The sequence below is a fragment of the Paenibacillus sp. Pae15 genome, from assembly GCF_024519685.1.
GTDB lineage: Bacteria > Bacillota > Bacilli > Paenibacillales > NBRC-103111 > Paenibacillus_G > Paenibacillus_G naphthalenovorans.
The window spans coordinates 16,734-38,232 of the sequence record NZ_JALJRM010000001.1 but is presented as its reverse complement, the minus strand read 5'-3'; the positions used below and the strand labels follow the sequence as shown (position 1 = coordinate 38,232).

Genomic DNA, 21,499 nt, shown 5'->3' with positions numbered 1-21,499 from the left:
CGTATGATATGGTAACTTAGCAGAAAAGGAGGGAGGACAATGAAAAAAACAGGAAACCATCCGATCCATAGTCATTCTACTATTTTTCCTCATATGGGATATCACTCTATAACGTTTAAAAAATCTCAAGCGTACAATAAAATTATTCATGATTTACGATAAAAGGGGGTGGAGAGAGTGAATGCAGCGGGAAAGCATACCATTGCGATTCTTGGTTTGGGATATGTCGGACTTCCGCTCGCCCAATTATTTCTTCAGAATGGACATGTTGTCTATGGAATTGATGTGGATGCGAGAAAGGTTCATAAGCTTGTCAACAGGCAGAGCTACTTATCCGATTTTACAACAAAAGATATTAGAACCATGTTTTCTGCCGATAAATTCCATGTCAGCACTTCCTTTAGCGAGGCAAGTCATGCCGATGCCATTATTATTTGTGTCCCTACTCCTTTGGATAAAGACTTCAATCCGGATTTGACCTATGTCAGGGAGGCCATCAATGGAATACTGCCGCATTTGCATGAAGGACAGCTGATCGTATTGGAAAGCTCGACCTTTCCGGGGACTACGGAAGAAGAACTTCAACCGTTAATTGAATCAACGGGGCTGAAGGTCGGAAAGCATGTGTATCTGGCCTATTCTCCCGAACGTATCGATCCGGGTGCCCAAAGGATGCAGATGCGTGAAATACCGAAGGTTCTCGGAGGGGTTTCCGAGAAATGCACGGCTTTGGGCAAAGCGGTGTATGAGAGCATATTCGACCGTGTCGTGATCGTTTCCTCGCCCAAGGTAGCCGAATTAACCAAAATACTCGAAAACTGTCAGCGTTTGATTAATATTTCTTTTATGAACGAATTGGCCATGATGTCCGAGAAGCTGGGGATCAATCTCTGGGAGGCCATCGAAGCCGCAAGTACGAAGCCGTACGGCTTTACCCCGTATTATCCGGGTCCGGGGATTGGCGGACACTGTATACCCGTAGACCCGCTTTATTTGAAATGGAGAGCGAAGCAATTCGATGTCGATTTGAGATTTATTGATTTGGCCCATCAGATTAACGAACACATGCCGGCGTATGTCGTACAGCGAGTGCAGCAATGTTTGTCTGCCAAGAAGCCCCTTCACGAAAATAAAGTTCTTGTTCTCGGCGTCACGTATAAAAAAGACGTTAATGATCTTCGCGAGTCTACTGCGATTCCCATCATACAGCAGCTTTTGGAGCTTGGGATAAAAGTAAACTTCCATGATCCGTATATCGATGAAATTCAAGCAGGCGACCACAGGCTCAAACGGGTTTCGCTTACGAAGAGGAACATTCAGCAGCATGACTGCGTGCTCATCCTTACGGATCACTCCCGCATTCCTTACGAGACGTTGGCGGCCAATGCGTGGCTTGTGATCGATACGCGCAACGCTACCAAACAGGTAAAGGATCGCGACAATATCGTTTTAATCTAAGGTCCAAGGAGGTACCAAATGAACATTCTTGTAACAGGAGGAGCCGGTTTTATCGGATCCCATCTGGTGGAGCGGCTTATTGCAGCGGGGCACCGCTTGTGGACCTTGGATGATATGTCCGCCGGTCAGAGCGGATTTCTGGATAAGGCTGCGGAGAGCGGCCAACATACGATGGTGCACGGTTCAGTGACGGATAAAGACCTGCTTCGGGAGCTCATGCGGCATTGCGATACGGTGTTCCATCTGGCGGCCGTCCTCGGTGTGAAAAATACGGTCGAAAATCCGCTCAAGGTCATCGAAGGCAATATCGACGGAACCCGCAACGTCCTGGAGCTTGCTCATGAAAAAAAAATGAAGGTGGTGTTTGCGTCCACCTCGGAAATTTACGGCAAAAACGATAACCTCCCTTTCCGGGAAGATTCGGATCGTGTCCTCGGATCTCCGTCGATTCACCGTTGGTGTTATGCGACCGCTAAAGCGATTGACGAGCATCTGTGCTTTGCTTATGCGGAAATGGGACTTCCGGTTGCGGTGGTAAGGTATTTTAACGCGTATGGACCCAGGCAGGTCTCCTCGCAATATGGCGGGGTCGTACCGCGTTTTATCAAGGCGGCGTTAACCAACAGCCCCATCAAGGTGTACGGTGACGGAAAGCAAACGCGCTGCTTCACCTACGTCGGGGATACGGTTGCCGGAACGATCGCAGCTATGGATTCCAAGGCCGACGGATTGGCATTTAATCTCGGCTCCGCAAATCCCATTTCCATTCTGGACTTGGCGCACAAAATCCGCGATCTGGCGGGTTCATCCTCGCCGATACTATTCGAGTCCTATGAGAAGGCGTACGGCGTCGGCTATGAAGATATGCGGGCACGGATTCCCGATCTGACTCGCTCCAAACGCATTCTCCGGTATGAGCCAACGGTTACGCTGGATGAAGGGCTGCGGCTTACCATCGATTGGTATAGACAACAACAAGACAAAGCCGTGAACGGGACATGAAGGCTCTCGTCACCGGCGGTGCCGGATTCATCGGATCTCATCTGGCTGAAGCTCTTGCAGCGAAAGGAATCACCGTGCATGTGATCGACAACTTGTCCACGGGAAACTCGCAATATGTCCCGGACGGAGCGATATGGCATCAGGTGGATATCATAAGCAAGGAAGCCGAACAACTCATCCTTAGAGAGCGTCCGGATATCGTGTTCCATCAAGCCGCTCAGGTTGATGTGCAGCGTTCCGTAGCCGATCCCGGCTACGATGCCTCCATCAATATTGCAGGAACGGCCAATATCCTGCAGGCCTGCGCGAAAGCATCGGTGAAGAAAGTCGTCTATGCTTCATCCTGTGCGGTGTACGGAGATTTGAATGTATCCTTGATCGATGAGAATCACCCTGCGCAGCCCATTTCCTTCTACGGCATTTCCAAATGGGCACCCGAATTGTATCTTCAAGTATTTCATCAGCTGTACGGATTAAAGTACACGATTTTAAGATACGCGAACGTCTACGGTCCCAGGCAAACCCCCAAAGGGGAAGGAGGCGTAGTAGCGATATTTTTTGATCGGATTAAACGGGGATTGCCCCTGAACATTTTTGGGGATGGAGAGCAGACGCGCGACTTTGTTTATGTGAAGGATGTTGTCAGTGCCAATCTTGCGGCCATAGAAAGAGGAGACCGGCAAATCATTCATGTCGGCACCTCTGTACCCACCTCAATAAACGAGCTGGTCTTCATGCTGCGTAAAATCCACCACGAGAAGTTTTCGGTCGTTTATACGCACGAGAGGGCGGGGGATATCAAGCACAGCTGCCTGAACCATGCGAAGGCGGTAAGCCTGCTGAATTGGAAGCCCCTGTACGATCTTTTTCAAGGACTTTATGAGACTTATCAACTGAGTAAGGATGAATCGGTCTGAGGAAAAGCCCGGCAAACCTCTTATTGTAATGGCCAGGCGACAGCAAACTAAATAAGAACATTTGTTCTTGTTATCAGATTCACCAATCCATCAAACACCTCTATCAGCAGAGGTGTTATTTTTTTACCTGCGATAGGGGTTGCCCAAAAAGAGCTTTTCTAAACAAAAGCCCTTCTCACGATGGAAGAAAATTCATAGGATATGGAAAGTACAGGTTATCCTTTAGCACAAAGGAGCTGAAACCTAGTGATGAAGCAGACGACTGCGAACAAACCGAAATCAAAGCGGCCGGTGAAAACATTCTTTCATAACAGCGAGGCGCCCAAGGTTTCCGTTATCATTCCCGTGATGAACGAAATCAAGACGCTCGGCCATGTTATCCGGGCAGCCAGCCGGGTTCACTCCAAAACGGAAGTTATCGTGGTAGCTAATGGATCGACGGACGGCTCTGAAGAGCTGGCAGAGCTGTCAGGGGCAAGAGTCATCAGTTTCAAACAGCCGTTAGGCCATGATGTCGGCAGAGCGATCGGGGCGATGGAAGCGAAGGGGGATATTTTAGTATTTACGGACGGCGATATCAAGGTTTCAACGTCAATGCTCACTCCTTTGGTGGCGGCGATTAAGAATGGGGCGGATATCGCCCTGAATAACCATTCAGGTCCAATATATAAAAAAGAGGTACACAGTGTTGTACTTGCTAAATACGCATTGAACGTCATGTTGTCCCGTTCCGATCTCAAAGGAGCGTCCATGACGACGATTCCTCATGCCATGGCAAGAAAAGCGCTTGCGATGATTGGAGCCGGAGCGTTAGCCGTTCCGCCTTTAGCCATGGCCATAGCCGTGCAGAAAGGGCTTAAAATCAGGCGGGTGAATCGTGTGCCGGTAGGGAAGATGAACCGGAAACGGAACAGGATCAAAAACGGTTTTGATCCATTGGCGGAATTGATCATTGGCGACCATCTGGAAGCTATGGAAAGGGTGATTCAAGCCACAGACGCCAGGGGCGGCATACCTGATCTACCCAATAAGAGGCATTTGGTGAGGTGAGATGATGATGCGTAAGGTAACGGCAAAAAGAAAGAGGGTATTCAAAAAAACGCTCGGCCGCTCGGCCCAAACCCGGCCAACCACCTTGGCGAAATGGAGGGTACGCTGCTTTAAAGCCGGTTGGGGGGATGCCATAACCCAACCGATAAACGGAGAGGCCTATCCTCAAAAAGCCTTGAATGAGCTGTGGATTCGTCACTGCGAAAGACTTTTTCCCGGAAAAATCAATTGGAAAAAATACAAGGCAGCGGTACAAGGTTATATGGACGGATATTGTCAAAGCTCCGGCTTATCCTTAAAAGAAGGACTGTTGATACCCGTCCAAGGTTCCGTATCCGCCGTTATTATGGCCATGAATGAGGAAGACACCGTCGTTAACTGGATTGAGCAATTAAACCGGCTTCCGTTAGATGAAATTATTGTGATGGTCCATGATGTAAACCAATCCTTGCTGAGCAAGGTTGGCAAACACTCCAAAGCGATTATTGTCCATGATAAGAAGCAGTCGGGAGATGATGCGGGACGGGCTCTGGGCTCCCAAATGACCGATTCGGATATTGTGCTGTTTCTGGACGGGGATATCCCCATGAAAGCTGAACAATTGCTTCCCTTTATTCATGCGGTAGGCGAAGGGATGGATATAGCTTTAAACGATATTACTCCCTATCTCCCCGTATTTGCTCATTGGGACCAACCTACGATCATGAAATATTTTCTGAATTGCTGCCTGAAAAGACAGGAACTGGGGGCCAATTCGCTGAACACGTTTCCCCACGCCTTGTCGCGAAGAGCCCTGGAAGCGGTAGGTCGGGCATTATCTGTCCCGCCGAAGGCTCAAGCCATGGCCATCCTGCAGGGGCTTCGAGTAGGAACGGCGGCAAGCATTAATGTGATTGCCAAAACGAACAAGGCAATGGATCATCAAGTGCGGCAATTGATCATAGGCGACCATATTGAAGCCGTCAATTTGGCTATAAGCATGGGAGGCAGCCGGCTTTCATTTTCCGATAATTACCGGAAGCGAAATCTCCTCAACGCCTGAAACTTCAGCCGGAGAAAGAGGTGATGACGATCAAGATGCCGAAAGTAGTACTGCTTGGGGTGCCCGACAGCGGTATTTACATTTTAAATGAACTGGTTTCGGGGATGCCTCCGTTACGTCCGGGCGGTTGGATCAACCAATGGGAGGAAGATGTATATGCAAGACTGAAAACCATAAGGGATGGAGAGGTGTGGGCCGGTTATCTCGATTACAGCCGGGAAATGAAGCAATGGCTGGACGACCATCGGATTCGCAGAATCTTTATTTATCGCGATCCCAGAGATGTCCTATTAGACCAGCTTTCTTTTATTCTCAACGAAGACAACAAACATCTGTATTATCCATATTTCACAAGACATATGAAATCCTTGGATGAACGGCTAATGAAGATGATTACCGGGTTTTACGATACGAGAGCTAACGCCCGGCGTTACGGTCTTCAACATATAGGATATAGTAATATAAACCATGTATTTATCCCTTATTTGCGCTGGCTGCAAGATCCGAACCTATGTACGATCCCGTATGAAAATTTGGTAAATGCCCCATCCGGTTATTTGGCTGAGATGCATCGGATAGCGGACTATTTATGGAAAGATACCCGGCTCTCGGAACGTTCAAAGACGGAATATCTTCAGCGTTTGCAGGACGCTCCGGTGTCTCAGGCGCTTCAGCATGCCACAACGGGGGAGTGGAAACGGTATTTTACGGATGAAATTAAACGTGTATTCAAACAGACGGCCGGAGAACTGTTAATTTATTTGGGATATGAATCGGATGACCATTGGTAACACGAGACGACTTAAAGCAGGTGAGCCCTTTGAAAATCTTGTTGGCCACATTTTGGCCGTTTCCACATTCCGGCGGAATCATTACGTACGTTTCAGTGGTAAGGAACACTCTTGAGAGCCAAGGTCATCAAGTGGATATTTTAGCCTCCCATCCCGATTCCCATCACCTGTACTTCATTAGTAAAGATCCGAAATGGAATGGAAAGTCAGTGAACAAAACAAAAATCCGGGATTTTATTGATCATGTCTTGAACCGGTATTTTAATAAGCATTTTCCGCATGTTGATCCATGGGTGATTTGGCAGGAAGCGGAACGGTATACATTTGAATTGGCTGCATCTTTATTCGATTTTGCTTCATATGATCTGATTCATACGCAGGATGTGATCAGCACACGCGCATTATCCAGAATTAAACCGCGGCACGTTCCCATCGTTGCCACCGTTCACGGTTTTTATTCTAAAGAATTGCTGCAGGATGAAGATATTTACAATGAAAATCGCAGATTGGCCAAAAAATGGTGGAAGTATCTTTGTGTAAAAGAATCTCTTGGAGCGGCTGCGGCAGAACAGATCATTATTCCCTCACAATGGCTCGCTAAGGAATTAAGCAAAGAAATTGCCATCCCTTATCCAAGAATGAATATTATCCCTTATGGCATCGATATGTCTTCTTTGCAACATAATCAACCTTTAGCCAACGATCATTCCGGGAAAATCGTGATCTCATGTATTGGTCGGCTCGTGCTTTTGAAAGGGCATGAAATACTGATCAATGCTTTAGGGCTATTGAAAGAACAACGTCATGATTTCATTTGTTGGATGATAGGAGACGGCATGCTCAAGACTGAGCTTGAGGTGTATGCAGGGCAAAAAGGATTGTCCGACCATATCATTTTCATGGGAGAGCGTAATGATGTTTCCACCCTGTTAAAAGAGACCGATATTGTTGTCGTCCCGTCTTTACATGATAATTTGCCGTTTGTTGTGATAGAAGCACAGTTGGCCGGTAAACCCGTTATTGCATCTCATGTCGGAGGCATACCTGAAATGATCAGGCATAGAGAAACGGGGCTTCTTTTTGAAAAAGGAAGCAGCGTAGAACTGGCGGAGCAATTGCTTGAATTAATGAACAATCCATCGCTGCGCCAACAATTGGGAGGCCATGCGCAAACATGGGGGATGACGCAATGGAACAACCGCAATATACTAACGAAAACGATCGACATCTATCATCGCGCGTTAGAGCAAATCCAAACCATACAGCCAACGACGGACACGATTCCAGAAGGGGAATATGGTCTGATCCGCCAACCGGGTATTCACCGGGATGATGTGGAAAGCATATTCAGGTTTGAGGTCGATATCCTTTTTTATACCCGGATTTGGAAAGAGCTCTTGCTGTATTTGCCCCGCGATTACTCGATACCGGATACCGCCGTCATGAAAACATTAGCCAACACTGGTTTGCCCGAATGACAGTACATCGTATCGCAATATGCCATCAGCATCAAAAATGACCCGGTTCAACCCCGGGTCATTTCCTATTTTTTAAAGCTTTCGCAGAACTAATAAGCTGTCATATATCATTACATACTCAAAATGCTCAGGCTTACAAAGTTCATTCACTGCATGGAGGACGCCTGGCCAATAATCGCAATAATCATGGAAAACGACCAATCCGCCCTGTACAACTCTGGGGGTATAATGAATAATGTCTTTTTTCACAGCAGCATATTCGTGGTCCCCATCAATAAATATCGCCGCTATGGATTTGGGGCAATCATCTAAAGCATGTTCACTATGCTTCTTTATGGGAATAATGGCATGTTCAAGCCCATGCTGCTTAACATTATCCCAAAAATACTGAAAAGGGGGGACAACAAACGGGTCAATCGCATAGATCGGGCGTTTCTTAGAACTGATGAACGAACTTCCGAGAGCTAATGCAATGGTACTCTTTCCTTTAAATGATCCGATCTCGACGATATCTCCGGACAGATGGTCAACGGACGGAGGCAAGTGTAATAATGCAAGCTGCTCATATGCTGTCAGCCACCCCTCGATACTGTCTACGATGGATAAAAGCTCTTTGATGCTTTTGATGGATTTCATATTTCATTGAGCCTCCTTATTGCAAACCGGCAGCCAAAGGATCGGTTATAAAGAATCGATTTGCTCCTTCAGCTTTTTCGCAATTCCTTCCCAGCTGTATGTTTGGTTTACATAGCTCTGCCCATGGAGGGCGATTTTTTCCAGTAAAGCTTTATTTCCTGATATTCGGTTTAAAGTCATTGCAAAATTCTCCTTTTCAGCATGGAGATAATGTGTTCCCTGGACGAGATGTAAACCTCTTACACCCACTTGGGTAGAAACCAATGGAATTCCGGCAGACAAAAATTCCAATGTTTTTATATTTGTCCCAGTACCAAAAGATGCGGGATTAATAGCGATATTCACTTCGGAAAATAGCTGCAATTTTTCTTTTTCATCAATTTGACCCAATATGTTTATATTTTTCTTATCCACATGGGAAAAATCATCACCACATGGACCGGCGATGATAAAATCCATATGTCCGCACAGGTCTGCCAATTGAGAAATAATAAAATGTACAATCTCAATATTCGGTTGATGCATACTCCCGATAAAAAAGGCTGTTACCCTTGCATTGCCGGTCCGCTTCTTTATTCTTGGCTTCCATGCTCCGGGATGAATTCCATTTGGCGCAATTTTGATTTTGGAAGGATCGGATGAAAAGGCCTTGATAAAGCCGTCTCTTTCCTGTTCCGACGTTGCGAAAACCAGCGTGGCCTGCCGAACCAGTGTTTCTTCCAGCCGGGTTACGAGTTTAATATAGTCATGAGAACGCGCTCCATACCAAACATGCTTTGCAAATTCGGATTCGAGGTTATGGCTGTTGTATATCCTCGGTTTGTGATCCGAACCGAAATGAACGTCATGTTTCAGTAAGAAAGGGGAGTCATGAATGATGATATCCGCGGTTGGATAAAGGCGATGATAGTAGTGGAGGAATGTACGTGCAGGTTCGTCGATGAGGGCACAACACAGAGCGGCATGAGTAGAGAATTCCGGTCCTGTACCTTCAGACTTCAATTGTTCGGTAATCCGATAATGAGCATCTTCCACGGGCATTCTGAACTCTCTAAACGTATCGGAGTAATGGATAACCTCCACCTTTGGTGTAAATTTCTGGGATAATAATGTAATATCATAGCATTGGCTTAATTGATGGTAAATGTGAAAATATCGAAGCACGCCGCCGGTATCCGGAGGGAAAATGGTGGGGAAATGATTCATCACCAACAGGTTTCTCAATGAGCACACCTCGCAATGCATGTCGTTTATTCCTTGTTTAAGGCCGGCATACCAGGCATGGTTAATGGAATTAGGCATCGATTGGCAGGTTGTTACGTCTCCTTACACTCATTTATTTCATATCATATTACACATCAAAGAAAAGGTGAGGATGGCATGGGTCCAACAACACAATCCATCGAACGGTTATTCAAAAGTATAGTTGCCATTAAATCTGCTGAGGATGAAAAAAAGAGTATATCAGAGCTTTTGGATATTCCGGATTACGGCAAATGTTTCTTGATGGGGTTAAGAGACAGATTTTCAAAAGGCCCTATGGAAGGTGTTACGATGATCACTTGTACGAATAAACCGGATTTTATAGGTAATATATTTCAGAATTATCAAAATCAATGTTGGAGCATCAAAGAGCTCATTATCATCTTAAACCGGGATGATATGGACGTCCATAGGTGGAAGAGAAGGGCCAAGAGATATGATCATGTATCCGTTTACCAATTGCCTCAAGAAGCCTCTTTGGGATATTGTTACAATTTTGCCGTAGAAAAGGCCCGTTATGATTATATTGCCACCTTTGATGACGATGATTTTTATGCTCCGCATTATTTGACCGATCTGATGCATGCCTTTCAATACACGGATGCCGATATTGTCGGGAAGCTCACCTATTATTTATATCTGGAAACCAAACAAATCCTTGCCATCCGGAACAGATTTCAAGAATATAAATATTTGGATGCCGATTCATTCTTAGATGGCGGGAAAAAAATCGTAAAAAGAAAAGTGTATGAACACGTTCGGAATCGGGATGTTTCCATTAACGAGGATGTATATTTTTGTCAAGACAGCATGGAAAAAGGGTTTAAAATCTTTTCGGCAGATAAGTATAATCTGGTTTATCTGAGAAGAAGCAATAAAGATAGCCATACATGGAAAGAAGAGGACGATACCCTTTTAAGCTGGTGTTCCGTTGCCGCACGCACCAAACGCTATAAATCCAGAGTCATTATATAAACGCCGGTTCAACTTGAATCCCAATATGACAGGCCGCCGAGGGGAGCCCTTATACAGTCTGTCATATTGGGATTTTTATCGTAAAAACGATCCCTGGTTTATCTGAAGACTAAGGCCGCTTCAGCCTGATTGCGAATGATTTCCCAAGATCGCATTCACCTTGCTTATATATTGATCCGGCACGGTCATCCCCGTCGTTTTCAGCTTCCCATCCTCGGTTACATTGTGGTGGTAACTGAGAATATATGGATGAAGCTGATCAGCCCAGCCTTGATAAGCCCCATTAATATGAATGTTAAATTCAGCAGGCAGCAATTGTACGTCTGCTTTTAGATCTGCCAAAGCCATGGAGAGCGCGAATTGATCCGTGTAGTATTTGTGTTGGGCAAACCTGGACCATTGCTCGTTAGAATGAAACGTGTCGGTAATCAAGTTGGCATAATGCAGCCATGCATTTCTTAGATTGCGTACATCCTTTCTTGGGATGAAAAGGACCGCGCTGTTGGCATGAACGGCCATTTCATCATTTGGCATGGCCAGACCAAAATAACCATACATATATTTCCATTCATTGATATCGAGCGGATCGAGTAACGAATCGCAGCGACGGATCGTATCTGCAGAAATTTCTGCAGAAAAATCCCGGGTTACGGCAGTATCACAGTCCAGCGCCACCATAACATCATAGTCGTCCTCGATTTCAAGCATTCTAATTTTGTTGCAGTGCCGTTGTAAATTGCTGTGGTAGGGTTTCACGATATGGATATGAACGCCCATCTTGTCCAGCTCATGAGAAATGGACTGATCCGCCTCATCAACGAAACAGGCTGCTAATTTTGCTTTTGCTAATTCACCTCCAAAGGTTTTAATCGTTTTAAATAACGTGAGCATTCTAAAGTGAAATAGGCGATTATTTTCTCCGACACAAGCAATTAACCATTTTGGCAATGTTATTCCTCCCCGTTTGCCTCCAAAGGGAAGCAGGTCTTTGATTTCTTTTGGGATGTGTTTAATCCAATGAATTGGCTTTACCACCATCATATGCGATAGTGGCTCAAAATCATTGGGTGTGTTCGATTTTTAAAGCGAAAATTTCTCCATCGTTCATATGACCATGTAAATTTTAACAAATATATTGCACAAAGGCAAAAATATTGTGTATACTCTATATTGTCGACTTAGGGCAATTTAATTGCCTGAATAAAAAAGTTTGTCCTACATAAACATTTGAGGGAGTGGATGAAACATGAATTCGGTACGAAGATTTCGCAAATCATTGGCGAAGCTGGCTTTTGTAGTGACCGTGCTTGCGGCAGTGGTCGTTCTGAATGCTTGCGGAGCCAAAGAGACCACGACAGACGAAGCCTCTTCCGGGGGAAAAGTGAAGGCGACGACTACGATCGGCATGATTACGGACATCGTTAAAAATGTCGGAGGAGAACACGTGGAAGTTACGGGAATCATGAAGGCGGGTGTGGATCCCCATCTGTACAAGGCATCCGAAGGAGACATTGGCAAGCTGGATCAAGCACAAATCATTTTCTATAACGGCCTGCATCTGGAAGGGAAAATGGTTGAGATTTTCGAAAAGATGGCCAAGGATAAGCCGACGGTTGCGGTGTCGAAAAACATCCCGGTTTCAAAGCTCAGAGCGGGCGACCCGGAGCAAGGAACCGAGCACGATCCGCACATCTGGTTCAATGTCCGGCATTGGATGACCGCTGCAGAGACGGTTCGTGACGAACTGGTCAAGTTCGATCCGGCCCATGCTGATGCTTACAAGAAAAACACGGAAGAATATTTGGCGAAGCTTAAGGAGCTGGATGCCTATGCCAAGGAACAAATCGCGTCCATTCCCGAGGGGCAGCGTGTGCTCGTGACGGCTCACGATGCGTTCGGTTATTTCGGCGATGCCTATTCGATCAAAGTGATGGGCCTGCAGGGAATCAGCACCGCTTCGGAAGCCGGAACCAAAGATGTGACCGAATTGCGGGACTATCTGGTCAATAACAAAATCAAAGCGGTCTTCATCGAATCGAGCGTACCGCGCAAAGCGATCGACGCCGTCATTCAGGGCGCGAAGGAAAAAGGCCACACGATTGTGATCGGCGGGGAACTGTTCTCCGACGCCATGGGTGAGGAGGGAACGCCGGAGGGAACCTATATCGGCATGGTTCGGCATAACGTCGATACGATCGTGAAAGCTTTGAAATAAACAAATAGGAGGAGAAGCAGCAATATGAGACATTCACCTTTGGTGGTAAGCAACATGTCCGTCGCTTATCAGAAAAAGCCGGTTCTCCGCAATGTAACGTTCGAAGCGCCGGAAGGAAAGCTGATCGGCATCGTCGGTCCGAACGGGGCGGGGAAATCGACGCTGATCAAAGCGGCGCTCGGTCTGATTCCCCGGCTTGCCGGAGACGTGACGATTTACGGCAAACCCTATAAAGATCAAAGGATGCTGGTCGGCTATGTACCGCAGCGGGAATCGGTAGATTGGGATTTTCCGACAAATGCGCTGGATGTCGTGATGATGGGAAGATACGGGCATCTGGGGTGGTTTAAACGTCCCGGTACGGAGGAAAAACGGATTGCGCTCGAATGTTTGGCCAAGGTTGGGATGACCGATTACGCCGACCGGCAAATCAGCCAGCTTTCCGGCGGACAGCAGCAGCGGATCTTCCTGGCGAGGGCGCTTGCGCAGGATGCGCAGCTGTACTTTATGGATGAACCGTTCGTCGGAGTGGATGCCGCTACCGAGAAAGCGATTATTACGCTGCTTGGTGAGTTGAAGCGGCAGGGGAAGACGGTACTTGTCGTCCACCATGACCTGGCTACAGTCAAAGAATATTTCGACTGGGTCATGCTGCTTAACGTTCATATAATCGAGTTCGGTCCGACGGAAACGGTCTTCACCAAGCCTAATCTGCAGCGGACGTATGGCGGCAAGTTAACCATTTTGGACCGCGATGACGAACCGATACTGATCCAATCGAGGTGACAGGAATGAACAGTTGGTTGAACATGTTTGCCGATCCGAACACCACATGGATTCTGCTGGGGTGCATGCTTTTGGGCCTGGGCAGCGGCATCATCGGCAGTTTCGCCTATTTGCGCAAGCAATCGCTCATGGGCGACGCGCTGGCGCATGCGGCTTTGCCGGGCGTATGCATCGCCTTTATGCTGACCGGTTCGAAATCGATTTTCGGCTTCCTGATCGGGGCGGCGGTCGCCGGCGTGGTTGCCACGCTCGCGATCGGCTTCATGACCCGCTACACACGCATCAAACAGGACTCGGCCATCGCGGCGGTTTTGTCCGTATTTTTCGGTTTCGGCATCATGCTGTTGACTGAAATTCAGCACAGCGGCAGCGGCAATCAGAGCGGACTGGACAAATTCTTGTTTGGGCAGGCGGCCACGATGGTATTATCCGACGTATATACGATGACGATCATCTCTGTTCTGCTCATCGGTATGTGCACGCTTCTGTTTAAGGAGTTTAAGTTGATCAGCTTCGATCCGGGATTCGCCAGAGGACTCGGCTTGCCCGTCGGGCTGCTCGATCAGGCCATTATGGTTATGATCGTCGTAGCCGTTGTTGCCGGAATTCAAGCGGTCGGCGTCGTTCTGATGGCTGCGCTGCTCATTACTCCGGCGGTGTCGGCCCGTTATTGGACAGAAAAGCTCGGCGTAATGATGTGCTTGGCCGGCGTGTTCGGAGCGGTTTCCGGTTTGGTCGGCACATGGATCAGCACGGCAGGCGCCAATTTGCCGACGGGACCGCTCAGCGTCCTTTGCGCGACCGGATTGTTTGTCGTATCGGTTGTTTTTGCTCCCCGAAGAGGGATGCTTTCGAAACTGCTGACCCGTCTTGCGGTGAAACGGAGGATGATGATCGAAAGTCCGATCACAGTCCGGGAGGGGGAATCGGCGTGAATACGTTGTATGTCATTCTGACCGGCGTATTGGTGGCGAGCGCTTGCGGTGTCGTCGGCTGCTTTCTTGTGCTGCGCAAAATGGCGATGATCGGCGATGCCATCAGCCATTCGGTTTTGCCCGGCATCGTCATCGCTTTTCTCATCAGCGGAAGCCGGGATTCCGTGGCGATGATGCTCGGAGCTGCCGCACTCGGGCTGCTGACCGTATTCCTGATCCAGATGTTCCAACAGAGCGGCGTGCAATCGGACGCCTCCATCGGAGTGGTATTTACGGCATTATTTGCGGTAGGTATCATGTTGGTGAGCTTGTACACACGCAATATCGATCTGGATCTCGACTGTGTTCTCTACGGAGAAATCGCCTATGTCCCCTGGAATACGATCGAGCTGTTGGGCGTCGACATCGGACCCAAAGCCGTCTGGCTGGTCGGTTTGGCTCTGGTTCTCAATGTGGCTGTCATCGGATTGTTTTACAAGCAGTTCAAGGTGTGCTCGTTCGATCCGGGACTCGCTGCGGCAGTCGGCATTCCGGTAGCGTTGTTCCATTACTTGCTGATGGGGCTCGTCTCGGTGACGACGGTCGCCTCCTTCGAGAGCGTCGGGGCCATCCTTGTGGTCGGCATGCTCGTCGTACCGCCATTGGCCGCTTATTTGATAACGGAAGTGCTGAGCCGGATGATCGTATACAGCGTTCTGATTGGCTCGGCCAGTGCGGTTGCGGGGTACTACTTGGCCAAATGGCTGGACGCTTCCATCGCGGCCAGCATGATTACGGTAGCGGGCGCGTTCCTGATGCTTGCGATCCTGTTTTCGCCTACCCACGGGGTGGTGCCAAGAATCCTTCGCCAAAAACACCGGCTGCAGCAAGCAAACTCTGAGATATAACACGAACCCCCGTATCGAAAGATGCGGGGGTTCGTGTTTTGCGGCGGCCATTGCATTGCTTTTATTTGATTTTGGCAATAGCAAAACCGGCAAGGACAAGAGAAAGGCCTATCCATGTTTTCCAAGTCGGTATTTCTTTCAATAAGATAAACCCGATCAATAGGGAGATGAGGATTTCGAGGCCTTTGGATGCGACAAGCACGTAAGAAAGGTTTCCTATGGCCTTGTAGCCAAATTTAATGCCATACCCGATACACAGATTAATGAACAGGAACAGAGGGAGCACAAGCAATTGATACTTTAAAGTAGCCCAAAAATGCGGATCGATATGTTTGCTTTGATAACCATAGATAAAATTGACGCTGAATAATCCAGTTAAGAGTAAAAGCCCGCTGTATAAATAATACATTTTGAACCTCCTTGATTGGGATGAAGAAGAAGCCCGGCCTCATCTTTACTGTACCCAACAAAATTGCATTTATACAAAAAACACATGTTATGTAAAATAATGCCACAATTTCTTGCCCCTTGTTAAAAAAATGTAACGACTGCCGCCGCAATAAACCAAATTCATGGTACAATCTAGTGGGACTAATACAGAGAACATGGGATGGAGGCGTATATGCGGAAAACAGATATCGTTGCGTGGACTGAACGTTGGAACGAAATGTACCGTTCGGAATCGGAAAAAATCAAACGCATATTCATAGACGAAATGATAGACATCTATCATATCGGGAGTACATCCGTTCCGCAAATAGGATATGCTAAACCGATTATTGATATATTGGTAATCGTCAGAGATATTCATAAGGTCGACTTGTACAATCATGAAATGGCTGCGATCGGATACGCCTGCAGGGGCGAGCAAGGAATTGCCGGAAGACGCTATTTTACAAAGGGAGGGGATGCCAGAACCCATCATGTACATATATACGGGAATGGAAATATACATATTGATAGACATCTGAATTTTAAAGAATACTTACTTGCACACCCGGAAGTCGCGAAAAAATACGGTGAGCTAAAAAGAACATTGGCTGAAGCGTTTCCGGATAATGTACATAAATATCAAGAAGGCAAGGAATCATGGGTTGCGCAAATCGTGGAGCAATCCATGAAATGGGTTTTGAAGCAAAACACGAAAGGAGAAATAGGTTCTTGAACAAGAAACACCTGCTATCATTGACTCTGATCTTAGCGCTTTTGGCGGCCCGGGAGCATCCGGCGTCAGCTCAAGTATCCGGCACCAAGCTGCATTTGCAGCTGCAGGATGAGCAATTATCCGCGGCGGTCAACGGTTCGGCCGTATCTTTAGAGACGGCGGCTCGGATCGTGGACGGAAGCTTCTACATCCCGGTTCGTTGGGCTGCGCAGCAGCTTGGACTGGAGTTGAAGTGGAACGAGGAGCGCAGGACGGCGGGACTTACCACGCCAAGCGCCTATTTGGAGTGGGACTTGGCGCGCCAGACGGTCCGTGTCAACGGAGCTTCGATGCCTTTGAAGGAGACAGCCTTTATAAGTGATGGAGCACTGCTGGTCAAGCTGAGCTGGATCGCGCCCTACTTGCAAGTGCAATATGCATTTCAACCGGATCCCGGCCGTGTGGACATCGTCTACGTGCAGCCGACGGATACCGCCTATCGGGAATCGGGCTACTCCGAGGACACCTTGCCGAATTCACGTCCCATCGCTGTATTTACTACCGATAAGCCGTCTTATCGGCTCGGCGAGCCGGTTTCTTATATTGATTTGAGCTATGACCCCGACGCCGAAGGGCTTCCGGAATATCGATGGACCGGCAACCAGCCGGCCTTCTTTGAACCGGGGATCTACTCCGTTACCTTGCAGGTGCGCGACGGGAACGGGAATTGGAGCGAGCCTGCAGTCCAGAGCGTGAAGGTGATCGATGAGCCCTATTTAAGCGCATCGGAATTTCCCTGGTATACCCGGCCGGCAGGCAGCGTCATCAAGGATGAAGCCGAACAATGGAATCGTGCGCTATCCGGTGCCCCTCAGCTACCGGCTATGGTGACGAAGTCCACGGAGAGAAAGCGAATTATCAGCGGGGAAAGTCAAATCATTCGAAATCCGGGACTCATTGGGAAGCAATCCGTAAACGGTAAAGCCCGCCTATTTATGCACCACAGCAACGGAATGGAGGAAAAGGTGCAGTTCGCAGCGGTCATACATAATCCGGACCCAAGCCAGACTCGAACGGTACATATCACGCGTGAAGGACTGCTTCAGCCGACCCTCTTGCATCGGGCTAATACCAAAGAAGCGGCGGTCAATTATATGACCCAGCCGGCCTTGAAGGAAAGCATCGAGGTGAAACCGGGGGAAACGGCGGTATTAAAACAGGTCGCTCTTGAGCCGGGGCAGGGCTTTGCTGCGATTCAGGACATCGAGGCGGACGGTCTGGCGGAAATCAGCTTTGTCGTCATGAAGGCGGACAAAACCGAAACCATGCAGCCTTATGACTCCTATTTCGGAGCAGGTGCCGTCGGGACCGTTAATGATGCAGCTGATATACGTCTTGACGCGGATATCGACGGGAAGAGCTTGCCGGTGTTGTCCAAATGGACGCCGGACACCCCTCAGACCTCCGACAGAGGTACGGTGTATTCCTTGTACTTGTACCAACCGCATCAAGCCGTCATTGCCTTTCGGGCGAAGGATGGCTATGTCGACGGCATCTTAAAAGTAAATGGCCGGGTGCTGGCTTTGCCTCAAGGCGGCCTCACGGATCAGGACGGCATTTTTGTGGTTTACCGGCCGGAGGGCAGGGAGTCCGAAGTACATATCGAATGGTTGGCCGCTCCCGGCAGCACGTCTCCGGTCGAATGGATTTTTTATCCTTTGAAAGATAATAAGTAAACATAGAAAGGAATTCATGCGCTGATGCAACCATTACGTCAACTGTGGCTGACATTTGCTGCCGCTATCGCGATAGGGGTCGTGAGCGGACAAGCCTCGGCTGCCCCGGAGGACAGTCACTTGATCCTTTATCCCGGCAGTACGGCAGTTTATATCAACGGATCGAAAACGCAGGCTCAAGCGGCAACGCTTGAACTCGACGGAAGGATTTACTTGCCTGCCGCAGAGCTGAACAACTGGTTTGGCATTCCGGTGAAGTGGGACGGAGACAGGCAGGCGGTGCAAATCACGACGCCAAAGGCTTATCTGGAGTACTCGCTTGCCGACCGGACGGTTCTTGAGAACGGTACAGGCCGCAAGTGGGGCACCGATGCCGAGCTTCAGGGAAATCGGCTGTACATTGAAATGGCCGCGCTGCAGCAATATATTGCTTTTCATGGCAAGGTCGATCATGAGCTGAAACGGGTCGAGCTGCGCTATGTCAAGCCGGAGGCGAACCGGACGCGGTTTACCAACGATGCGGCGCCGAATGTCAAGCCTGTTGCCAAATTCACCGTGGACAAGGAAGCGTACCGGATCGGCGAACCGATTCATTACAGCAATCTCAGCTATGATCCGAAGGGAACGGAACTAAGAGACATTCAATGGATCGGTAATGCGCAGGCGATTTTCACTCCGGGACTGTACAAGGTTTCTCTCACGGTAAAAGACAGCCTTGGCAATGTCAGCGATACGTATTCCCGCAATATACTCGTCAAGAACGAGCCTTACTTGGATGCGTTTGAGCACAAGGTATATTACGCGCCTGTTGGGACCTACGTCCGGGAGGAAGAAGCGGTGCTTCGCAAATATTTGCGCGGCATCCCGCAGATTCCCAAGCAGGAGCAGAAGCCTGCGGACCGTCCTCTGATTGTGAGCGACAGTCCGGAGACGTTTACGGAGAAAGGCTTTTTGTACCAGGAGAAAGTCAACGATAAAGCCCGGTTGTATGCAACCCATGTCAACGGTACGGATCGAAAAATGAAATTTGCCATCATTGTACGAAATAGCGATCCTGTCCGCAGTGTTACGATCAAGACGACCAATCAAGGGGAGGTGTACCCTTCGATCTACGCTAACCTGATGGGCAATGAACCGACGATTGAGTTTCTGCAAGGGAAAAGGGCTGTGGAAACGATGGTGCTCAGGCCGTACGAAACGGCTTATTATAAAGTCATGCCTGATTTCTACCCTGGACAAGGGATGAATGTGCTCTATGATGTAGAGACGGACGGTGAGGTGTATTTTTCATTCGCAGCGATGGAGCAGGAGGATGGGCTCGATACGATCGGCGTATTCCCGAGATTGGCTTATAAAGGGAATGTCCGAGGGACGTTCAGCGGTTCGGAAGTGCAATGGAACATCGATGCTTCCTCGATCCGGAGGCCTTCGAGCTTCGCGATCGGCGACGGCACGTCGGATCAATTTGTGACCGGTACGGACTTCTTCAGCCAGAAGCCTGCGCTCAATCTGGGCAACTACGGGGTGGTTTACAAAATCCATATCGATGCTCCGCCGAAAATGTCCGTGCTGATTCTTCCGCGCGGCGGCGTGTTTAGAGGTCCGTTCCTGGTGAATGGCAAAATCGTTCAAGCCCCGCCGTCGGGCGTCATGATGGATTATCAGGGATATACGATCATTGCCAGGACGAATGGGACCGAACCGTCGCTGGATCTGGAATTTTCTCCGGCCTCGGGATCGGCGTTCCCGATCGACGTCATTTTTTATCCGCTTAATCGTAAATAAAACAAGGGTACCGCCTCTAAACGGTGATAAAGGAGTGCCGACCTCGGGTCAGCGCTCCTTTTTTAGTCGAATATACAGACCGCGGGAGGTCCGTGAGGTTTCCGCATATCGTTTTCTTATCTCCCCTATAATCAAGCGGAAAAGGTTTTTCGTTTTGTGGGGTCAGCGTTCAGGATTTCAATGTATCGGAGGAGGAGATCGTCAAAAATAGCTTCCCACGATTGGGAAAGGGCGTAAAGCCTGCTTTCCTGGCCAAAATCCCATAACCGGTCCGGATGTTCCAGCATAGATGTAATCGCATTTGCGAAAGCATCGGAATTACGGGGAGGACATAACAGGCCGGTTTTGCCGTGTTGAATGATTTCCTGTACCCCGCCAGCTTTGGCTCCGATGACGGGAGTGCCTGATGCCATAGATTCCAGTACCACATTGCCAAAGGTTTCGGTGCCGGAAGGGAATACGAACAAGTCGGCCGACGCATACAGTTCGGCTAGATTCTCTCCTTTCATATAACCGGTAAAAGTAACATTCGATGGGGCTTCCGCTTTCAAATCTTTCAACAGCGGGCCGTCGCCGACCAACAGCCAGCGGACATTGCCGCTAACATAATCGGGTAATTTCTTCATCGTTTCAAGCAAAATGTCCAAATCCTTCTCAGGTGCCAAACGGCCAACATATAGGAAAATATAACGTTCGTCGATCTTATATTTTTCGCGGATCAATCCGGTTTTTTTATCGGGGTTGAAAAGACGGCAGTCCACTCCGCGCTTCCATAAGGCCACGTCTCGAATTCCATGTTCTTCCAATTTTTCGGCCGTTTCAACGGACGGAACAAAGGTGGCCAGACACGATTGGTGGAACCAGCGGATATAGCGCCATAACAGGGAAGAGGCGAATTGCAGGTGATAATAATTCAGATAGCGGTCAAAGTGCGTATGGTAAGAGGCAACGTGAGGAATAGCATATTTTCTCCCATAATAAAGTCCGCAAAGCCCTATATTAAAGGGCGTGGCGATATGGATCAGGTCGGGTTGAAATTGCTGGAGCTGGCTGTGGATCGTGAAATAATTGGGAAGCGCAATCCGGCATTCCGGATAGAGGATGAAGGGGAGGCTGCTAAAAGACAGGATATTGCTTGTGAAAAAATCCTCCTCCGTGCATTTGGGCACAAAAATCCGGAGTGAAATATTTCGTTTTTCCAGATGTTCGACCAGTCTTTTTAACGTCAATGCAACCCCGTTCATTTGGGGCCAAAAGGTGTCGGAGAATAAAGCAATTCGCATCATACCCCTCCTCAACAATTGGATATAGGTTTAAAATACCTCATATTTATCAATCCATTGTCAGAGGAATATTAATTCGGAGTTAAATTAGCTGCGGGATATGGCAGCCTCCAAAC

The 21,499-nt window shown here is 48.3% G+C and carries 20 protein-coding genes; 15 read left to right on the top strand and 5 right to left on the bottom strand.

Annotated elements, in window-relative coordinates:
* Positions 1 to 177 precede the first annotated feature (177 nt).
* The 7 genes from NR121_RS00170 (at position 178) to NR121_RS00140 (ending at position 7,738) form a co-directional block, all read left to right on the top strand.
* Positions 178 to 1,458 carry a nucleotide sugar dehydrogenase gene (locus NR121_RS00170; RefSeq protein WP_256830065.1) on the top strand — a complete coding sequence of 427 codons (1,281 nt, stop codon included), beginning with the start codon at positions 178 to 180 and terminating at the stop codon, positions 1,456 to 1,458.
* A gap of 18 nt (positions 1,459 to 1,476) precedes the next feature.
* Positions 1,477 to 2,460, top strand: a complete 984-nt coding sequence (locus NR121_RS00165; protein WP_054817253.1) for an NAD-dependent epimerase/dehydratase family protein — start codon at positions 1,477 to 1,479, stop codon at positions 2,458 to 2,460.
* The gene (locus tag NR121_RS00160) at positions 2,457 to 3,377 is read left to right on the top strand and encodes an NAD-dependent epimerase/dehydratase family protein (RefSeq protein WP_054817254.1); all 921 of its coding nucleotides are present in this window, start codon (positions 2,457 to 2,459) and stop codon (positions 3,375 to 3,377) included. The genes NR121_RS00165 and NR121_RS00160 overlap by 4 nt, the downstream gene beginning before the upstream one ends.
* 249 nt (positions 3,378 to 3,626) lie before the next feature.
* Positions 3,627 to 4,427, top strand: coding sequence for a glycosyltransferase family 2 protein (locus NR121_RS00155; protein WP_137670098.1), 801 nt, complete (start codon positions 3,627 to 3,629; stop codon positions 4,425 to 4,427).
* A 1-nt stretch (position 4,428) separates the two neighbouring features.
* Positions 4,429 to 5,469: a glycosyltransferase gene (locus NR121_RS00150; RefSeq protein WP_062408281.1), complete on the top strand. Its 1,041-nt coding sequence runs from the start codon at positions 4,429 to 4,431 to the stop codon at positions 5,467 to 5,469.
* Between the two features lie 23 nt (positions 5,470 to 5,492).
* Entirely contained in the window at positions 5,493 to 6,260 is a 768-nt protein-coding gene (locus tag NR121_RS00145; protein WP_054817256.1) for a sulfotransferase domain-containing protein, read from the top strand.
* Positions 6,261 to 6,280: 20 nt separating this feature from the next.
* Entirely contained in the window at positions 6,281 to 7,738 is a 1,458-nt protein-coding gene (locus NR121_RS00140; RefSeq protein WP_256830282.1) for a glycosyltransferase family 4 protein, read from the top strand.
* Between the two features lie 72 nt (positions 7,739 to 7,810).
* Here NR121_RS00140 and NR121_RS00135 read toward each other — a convergent pair whose 3' ends face one another.
* Together NR121_RS00135 and NR121_RS00130 are read right to left on the bottom strand one after the other, a co-directional pair.
* Positions 7,811 to 8,374, bottom strand: coding sequence for a class I SAM-dependent methyltransferase (locus NR121_RS00135; RefSeq protein ID WP_054817258.1), 564 nt, complete (start codon positions 8,372 to 8,374; stop codon positions 7,811 to 7,813).
* A gap of 45 nt (positions 8,375 to 8,419) precedes the next feature.
* A complete protein-coding gene (locus NR121_RS00130; protein WP_256830062.1) occupies positions 8,420 to 9,598 on the bottom strand; it encodes a glycosyltransferase family 4 protein in 1,179 nt (392 codons plus the stop codon).
* A 15-nt stretch (positions 9,599 to 9,613) separates the two neighbouring features.
* On the opposite strand from NR121_RS00130, the gene NR121_RS00125 reads away from it, so the two are divergent.
* The gene (locus tag NR121_RS00125; RefSeq protein WP_256830061.1) at positions 9,614 to 10,612 is read left to right on the top strand and encodes a glycosyltransferase family 2 protein; all 999 of its coding nucleotides are present in this window, start codon (positions 9,614 to 9,616) and stop codon (positions 10,610 to 10,612) included.
* 120 nt (positions 10,613 to 10,732) lie between these two features.
* Here the strand turns inward: NR121_RS00125 and NR121_RS00120 are convergent, their stop codons facing one another.
* The gene (locus tag NR121_RS00120; RefSeq protein WP_062408286.1) at positions 10,733 to 11,560 is read right to left on the bottom strand and encodes a hypothetical protein; all 828 of its coding nucleotides are present in this window, start codon (positions 11,558 to 11,560) and stop codon (positions 10,733 to 10,735) included.
* A gap of 298 nt (positions 11,561 to 11,858) precedes the next feature.
* Between NR121_RS00120 and NR121_RS00115 the strand changes: the two genes are divergently transcribed.
* The 4 genes from NR121_RS00115 to NR121_RS00100 are packed head-to-tail and all read left to right on the top strand — an operon-like array spanning position 11,859 to position 15,435.
* Positions 11,859 to 12,827 carry a metal ABC transporter solute-binding protein, Zn/Mn family gene (locus NR121_RS00115; protein WP_062408287.1) on the top strand — a complete coding sequence of 323 codons (969 nt, stop codon included), beginning with the start codon at positions 11,859 to 11,861 and terminating at the stop codon, positions 12,825 to 12,827.
* 24 nt (positions 12,828 to 12,851) lie between these two features.
* Entirely contained in the window at positions 12,852 to 13,613 is a 762-nt protein-coding gene (locus NR121_RS00110; protein WP_054817261.1) for a metal ABC transporter ATP-binding protein, read from the top strand.
* A 5-nt stretch (positions 13,614 to 13,618) separates the two neighbouring features.
* The gene (locus NR121_RS00105; RefSeq protein WP_054817262.1) at positions 13,619 to 14,548 is read left to right on the top strand and encodes a metal ABC transporter permease; all 930 of its coding nucleotides are present in this window, start codon (positions 13,619 to 13,621) and stop codon (positions 14,546 to 14,548) included.
* Entirely contained in the window at positions 14,545 to 15,435 is an 891-nt protein-coding gene (locus NR121_RS00100; RefSeq protein WP_256830048.1) for a metal ABC transporter permease, read from the top strand. The genes NR121_RS00105 and NR121_RS00100 overlap by 4 nt, the downstream gene beginning before the upstream one ends.
* 61 nt (positions 15,436 to 15,496) lie before the next feature.
* Here NR121_RS00100 and NR121_RS00095 read toward each other — a convergent pair whose 3' ends face one another.
* Positions 15,497 to 15,844 carry a hypothetical protein gene (locus NR121_RS00095; protein WP_054817263.1) on the bottom strand — a complete coding sequence of 116 codons (348 nt, stop codon included), beginning with the start codon at positions 15,842 to 15,844 and terminating at the stop codon, positions 15,497 to 15,499.
* A gap of 213 nt (positions 15,845 to 16,057) precedes the next feature.
* Between NR121_RS00095 and NR121_RS00090 the strand changes: the two genes are divergently transcribed.
* The 3 genes from NR121_RS00090 to NR121_RS00080 are packed head-to-tail and all read left to right on the top strand — an operon-like array spanning position 16,058 to position 20,100.
* Entirely contained in the window at positions 16,058 to 16,600 is a 543-nt protein-coding gene (locus NR121_RS00090; RefSeq protein ID WP_054817264.1) for a GrpB family protein, read from the top strand.
* Positions 16,597 to 18,315, top strand: a complete 1,719-nt coding sequence (locus tag NR121_RS00085) for a stalk domain-containing protein (RefSeq protein ID WP_062408290.1) — start codon at positions 16,597 to 16,599, stop codon at positions 18,313 to 18,315. The genes NR121_RS00090 and NR121_RS00085 overlap by 4 nt, the downstream gene beginning before the upstream one ends.
* Positions 18,316 to 18,339: 24 nt before the next feature.
* On the top strand, positions 18,340 to 20,100 hold the full coding sequence (locus NR121_RS00080; protein ID WP_256830046.1) for a stalk domain-containing protein: 1,761 nt from the start codon (positions 18,340 to 18,342) through the stop codon (positions 20,098 to 20,100).
* Positions 20,101 to 20,231: 131 nt separating this feature from the next.
* Here NR121_RS00080 and NR121_RS00075 read toward each other — a convergent pair whose 3' ends face one another.
* The gene (locus NR121_RS00075) at positions 20,232 to 21,386 is read right to left on the bottom strand and encodes a glycosyltransferase family 4 protein (protein ID WP_306274219.1); all 1,155 of its coding nucleotides are present in this window, start codon (positions 21,384 to 21,386) and stop codon (positions 20,232 to 20,234) included.
* Positions 21,387 to 21,499 lie beyond the last annotated feature (113 nt).

Coding starts and splice junctions, on each gene's coding strand:
- NR121_RS00165 (WP_054817253.1), top strand. CDS start 1,477: ATGAACATTCTTGTAACAGGAGGAGCCGGTTTTATCGGATCCCATCTG.
- NR121_RS00160 (WP_054817254.1), top strand. CDS start 2,457: ATGAAGGCTCTCGTCACCGGCGGTGCCGGATTCATCGGATCTCATCTG.
- NR121_RS00155 (WP_137670098.1), top strand. CDS start 3,627: ATGAAGCAGACGACTGCGAACAAACCGAAATCAAAGCGGCCGGTGAAA.
- NR121_RS00150 (WP_062408281.1), top strand. CDS start 4,429: ATGATGATGCGTAAGGTAACGGCAAAAAGAAAGAGGGTATTCAAAAAA.
- NR121_RS00145 (WP_054817256.1), top strand. CDS start 5,493: ATGACGATCAAGATGCCGAAAGTAGTACTGCTTGGGGTGCCCGACAGC.
- NR121_RS00135 (WP_054817258.1), bottom strand. CDS start 8,374: ATGAAATCCATCAAAAGCATCAAAGAGCTTTTATCCATCGTAGACAGT.
- NR121_RS00125 (WP_256830061.1), top strand. CDS start 9,614: ATGCATGTCGTTTATTCCTTGTTTAAGGCCGGCATACCAGGCATGGTT.
- NR121_RS00115 (WP_062408287.1), top strand. CDS start 11,859: ATGAATTCGGTACGAAGATTTCGCAAATCATTGGCGAAGCTGGCTTTT.
- NR121_RS00110 (WP_054817261.1), top strand. CDS start 12,852: ATGAGACATTCACCTTTGGTGGTAAGCAACATGTCCGTCGCTTATCAG.
- NR121_RS00105 (WP_054817262.1), top strand. CDS start 13,619: ATGAACAGTTGGTTGAACATGTTTGCCGATCCGAACACCACATGGATT.
- NR121_RS00095 (WP_054817263.1), bottom strand. CDS start 15,844: ATGTATTATTTATACAGCGGGCTTTTACTCTTAACTGGATTATTCAGC.
- NR121_RS00090 (WP_054817264.1), top strand. CDS start 16,058: ATGCGGAAAACAGATATCGTTGCGTGGACTGAACGTTGGAACGAAATG.
- NR121_RS00080 (WP_256830046.1), top strand. CDS start 18,340: ATGCAACCATTACGTCAACTGTGGCTGACATTTGCTGCCGCTATCGCG.
- NR121_RS00075 (WP_306274219.1), bottom strand. CDS start 21,386: ATGATGCGAATTGCTTTATTCTCCGACACCTTTTGGCCCCAAATGAAC.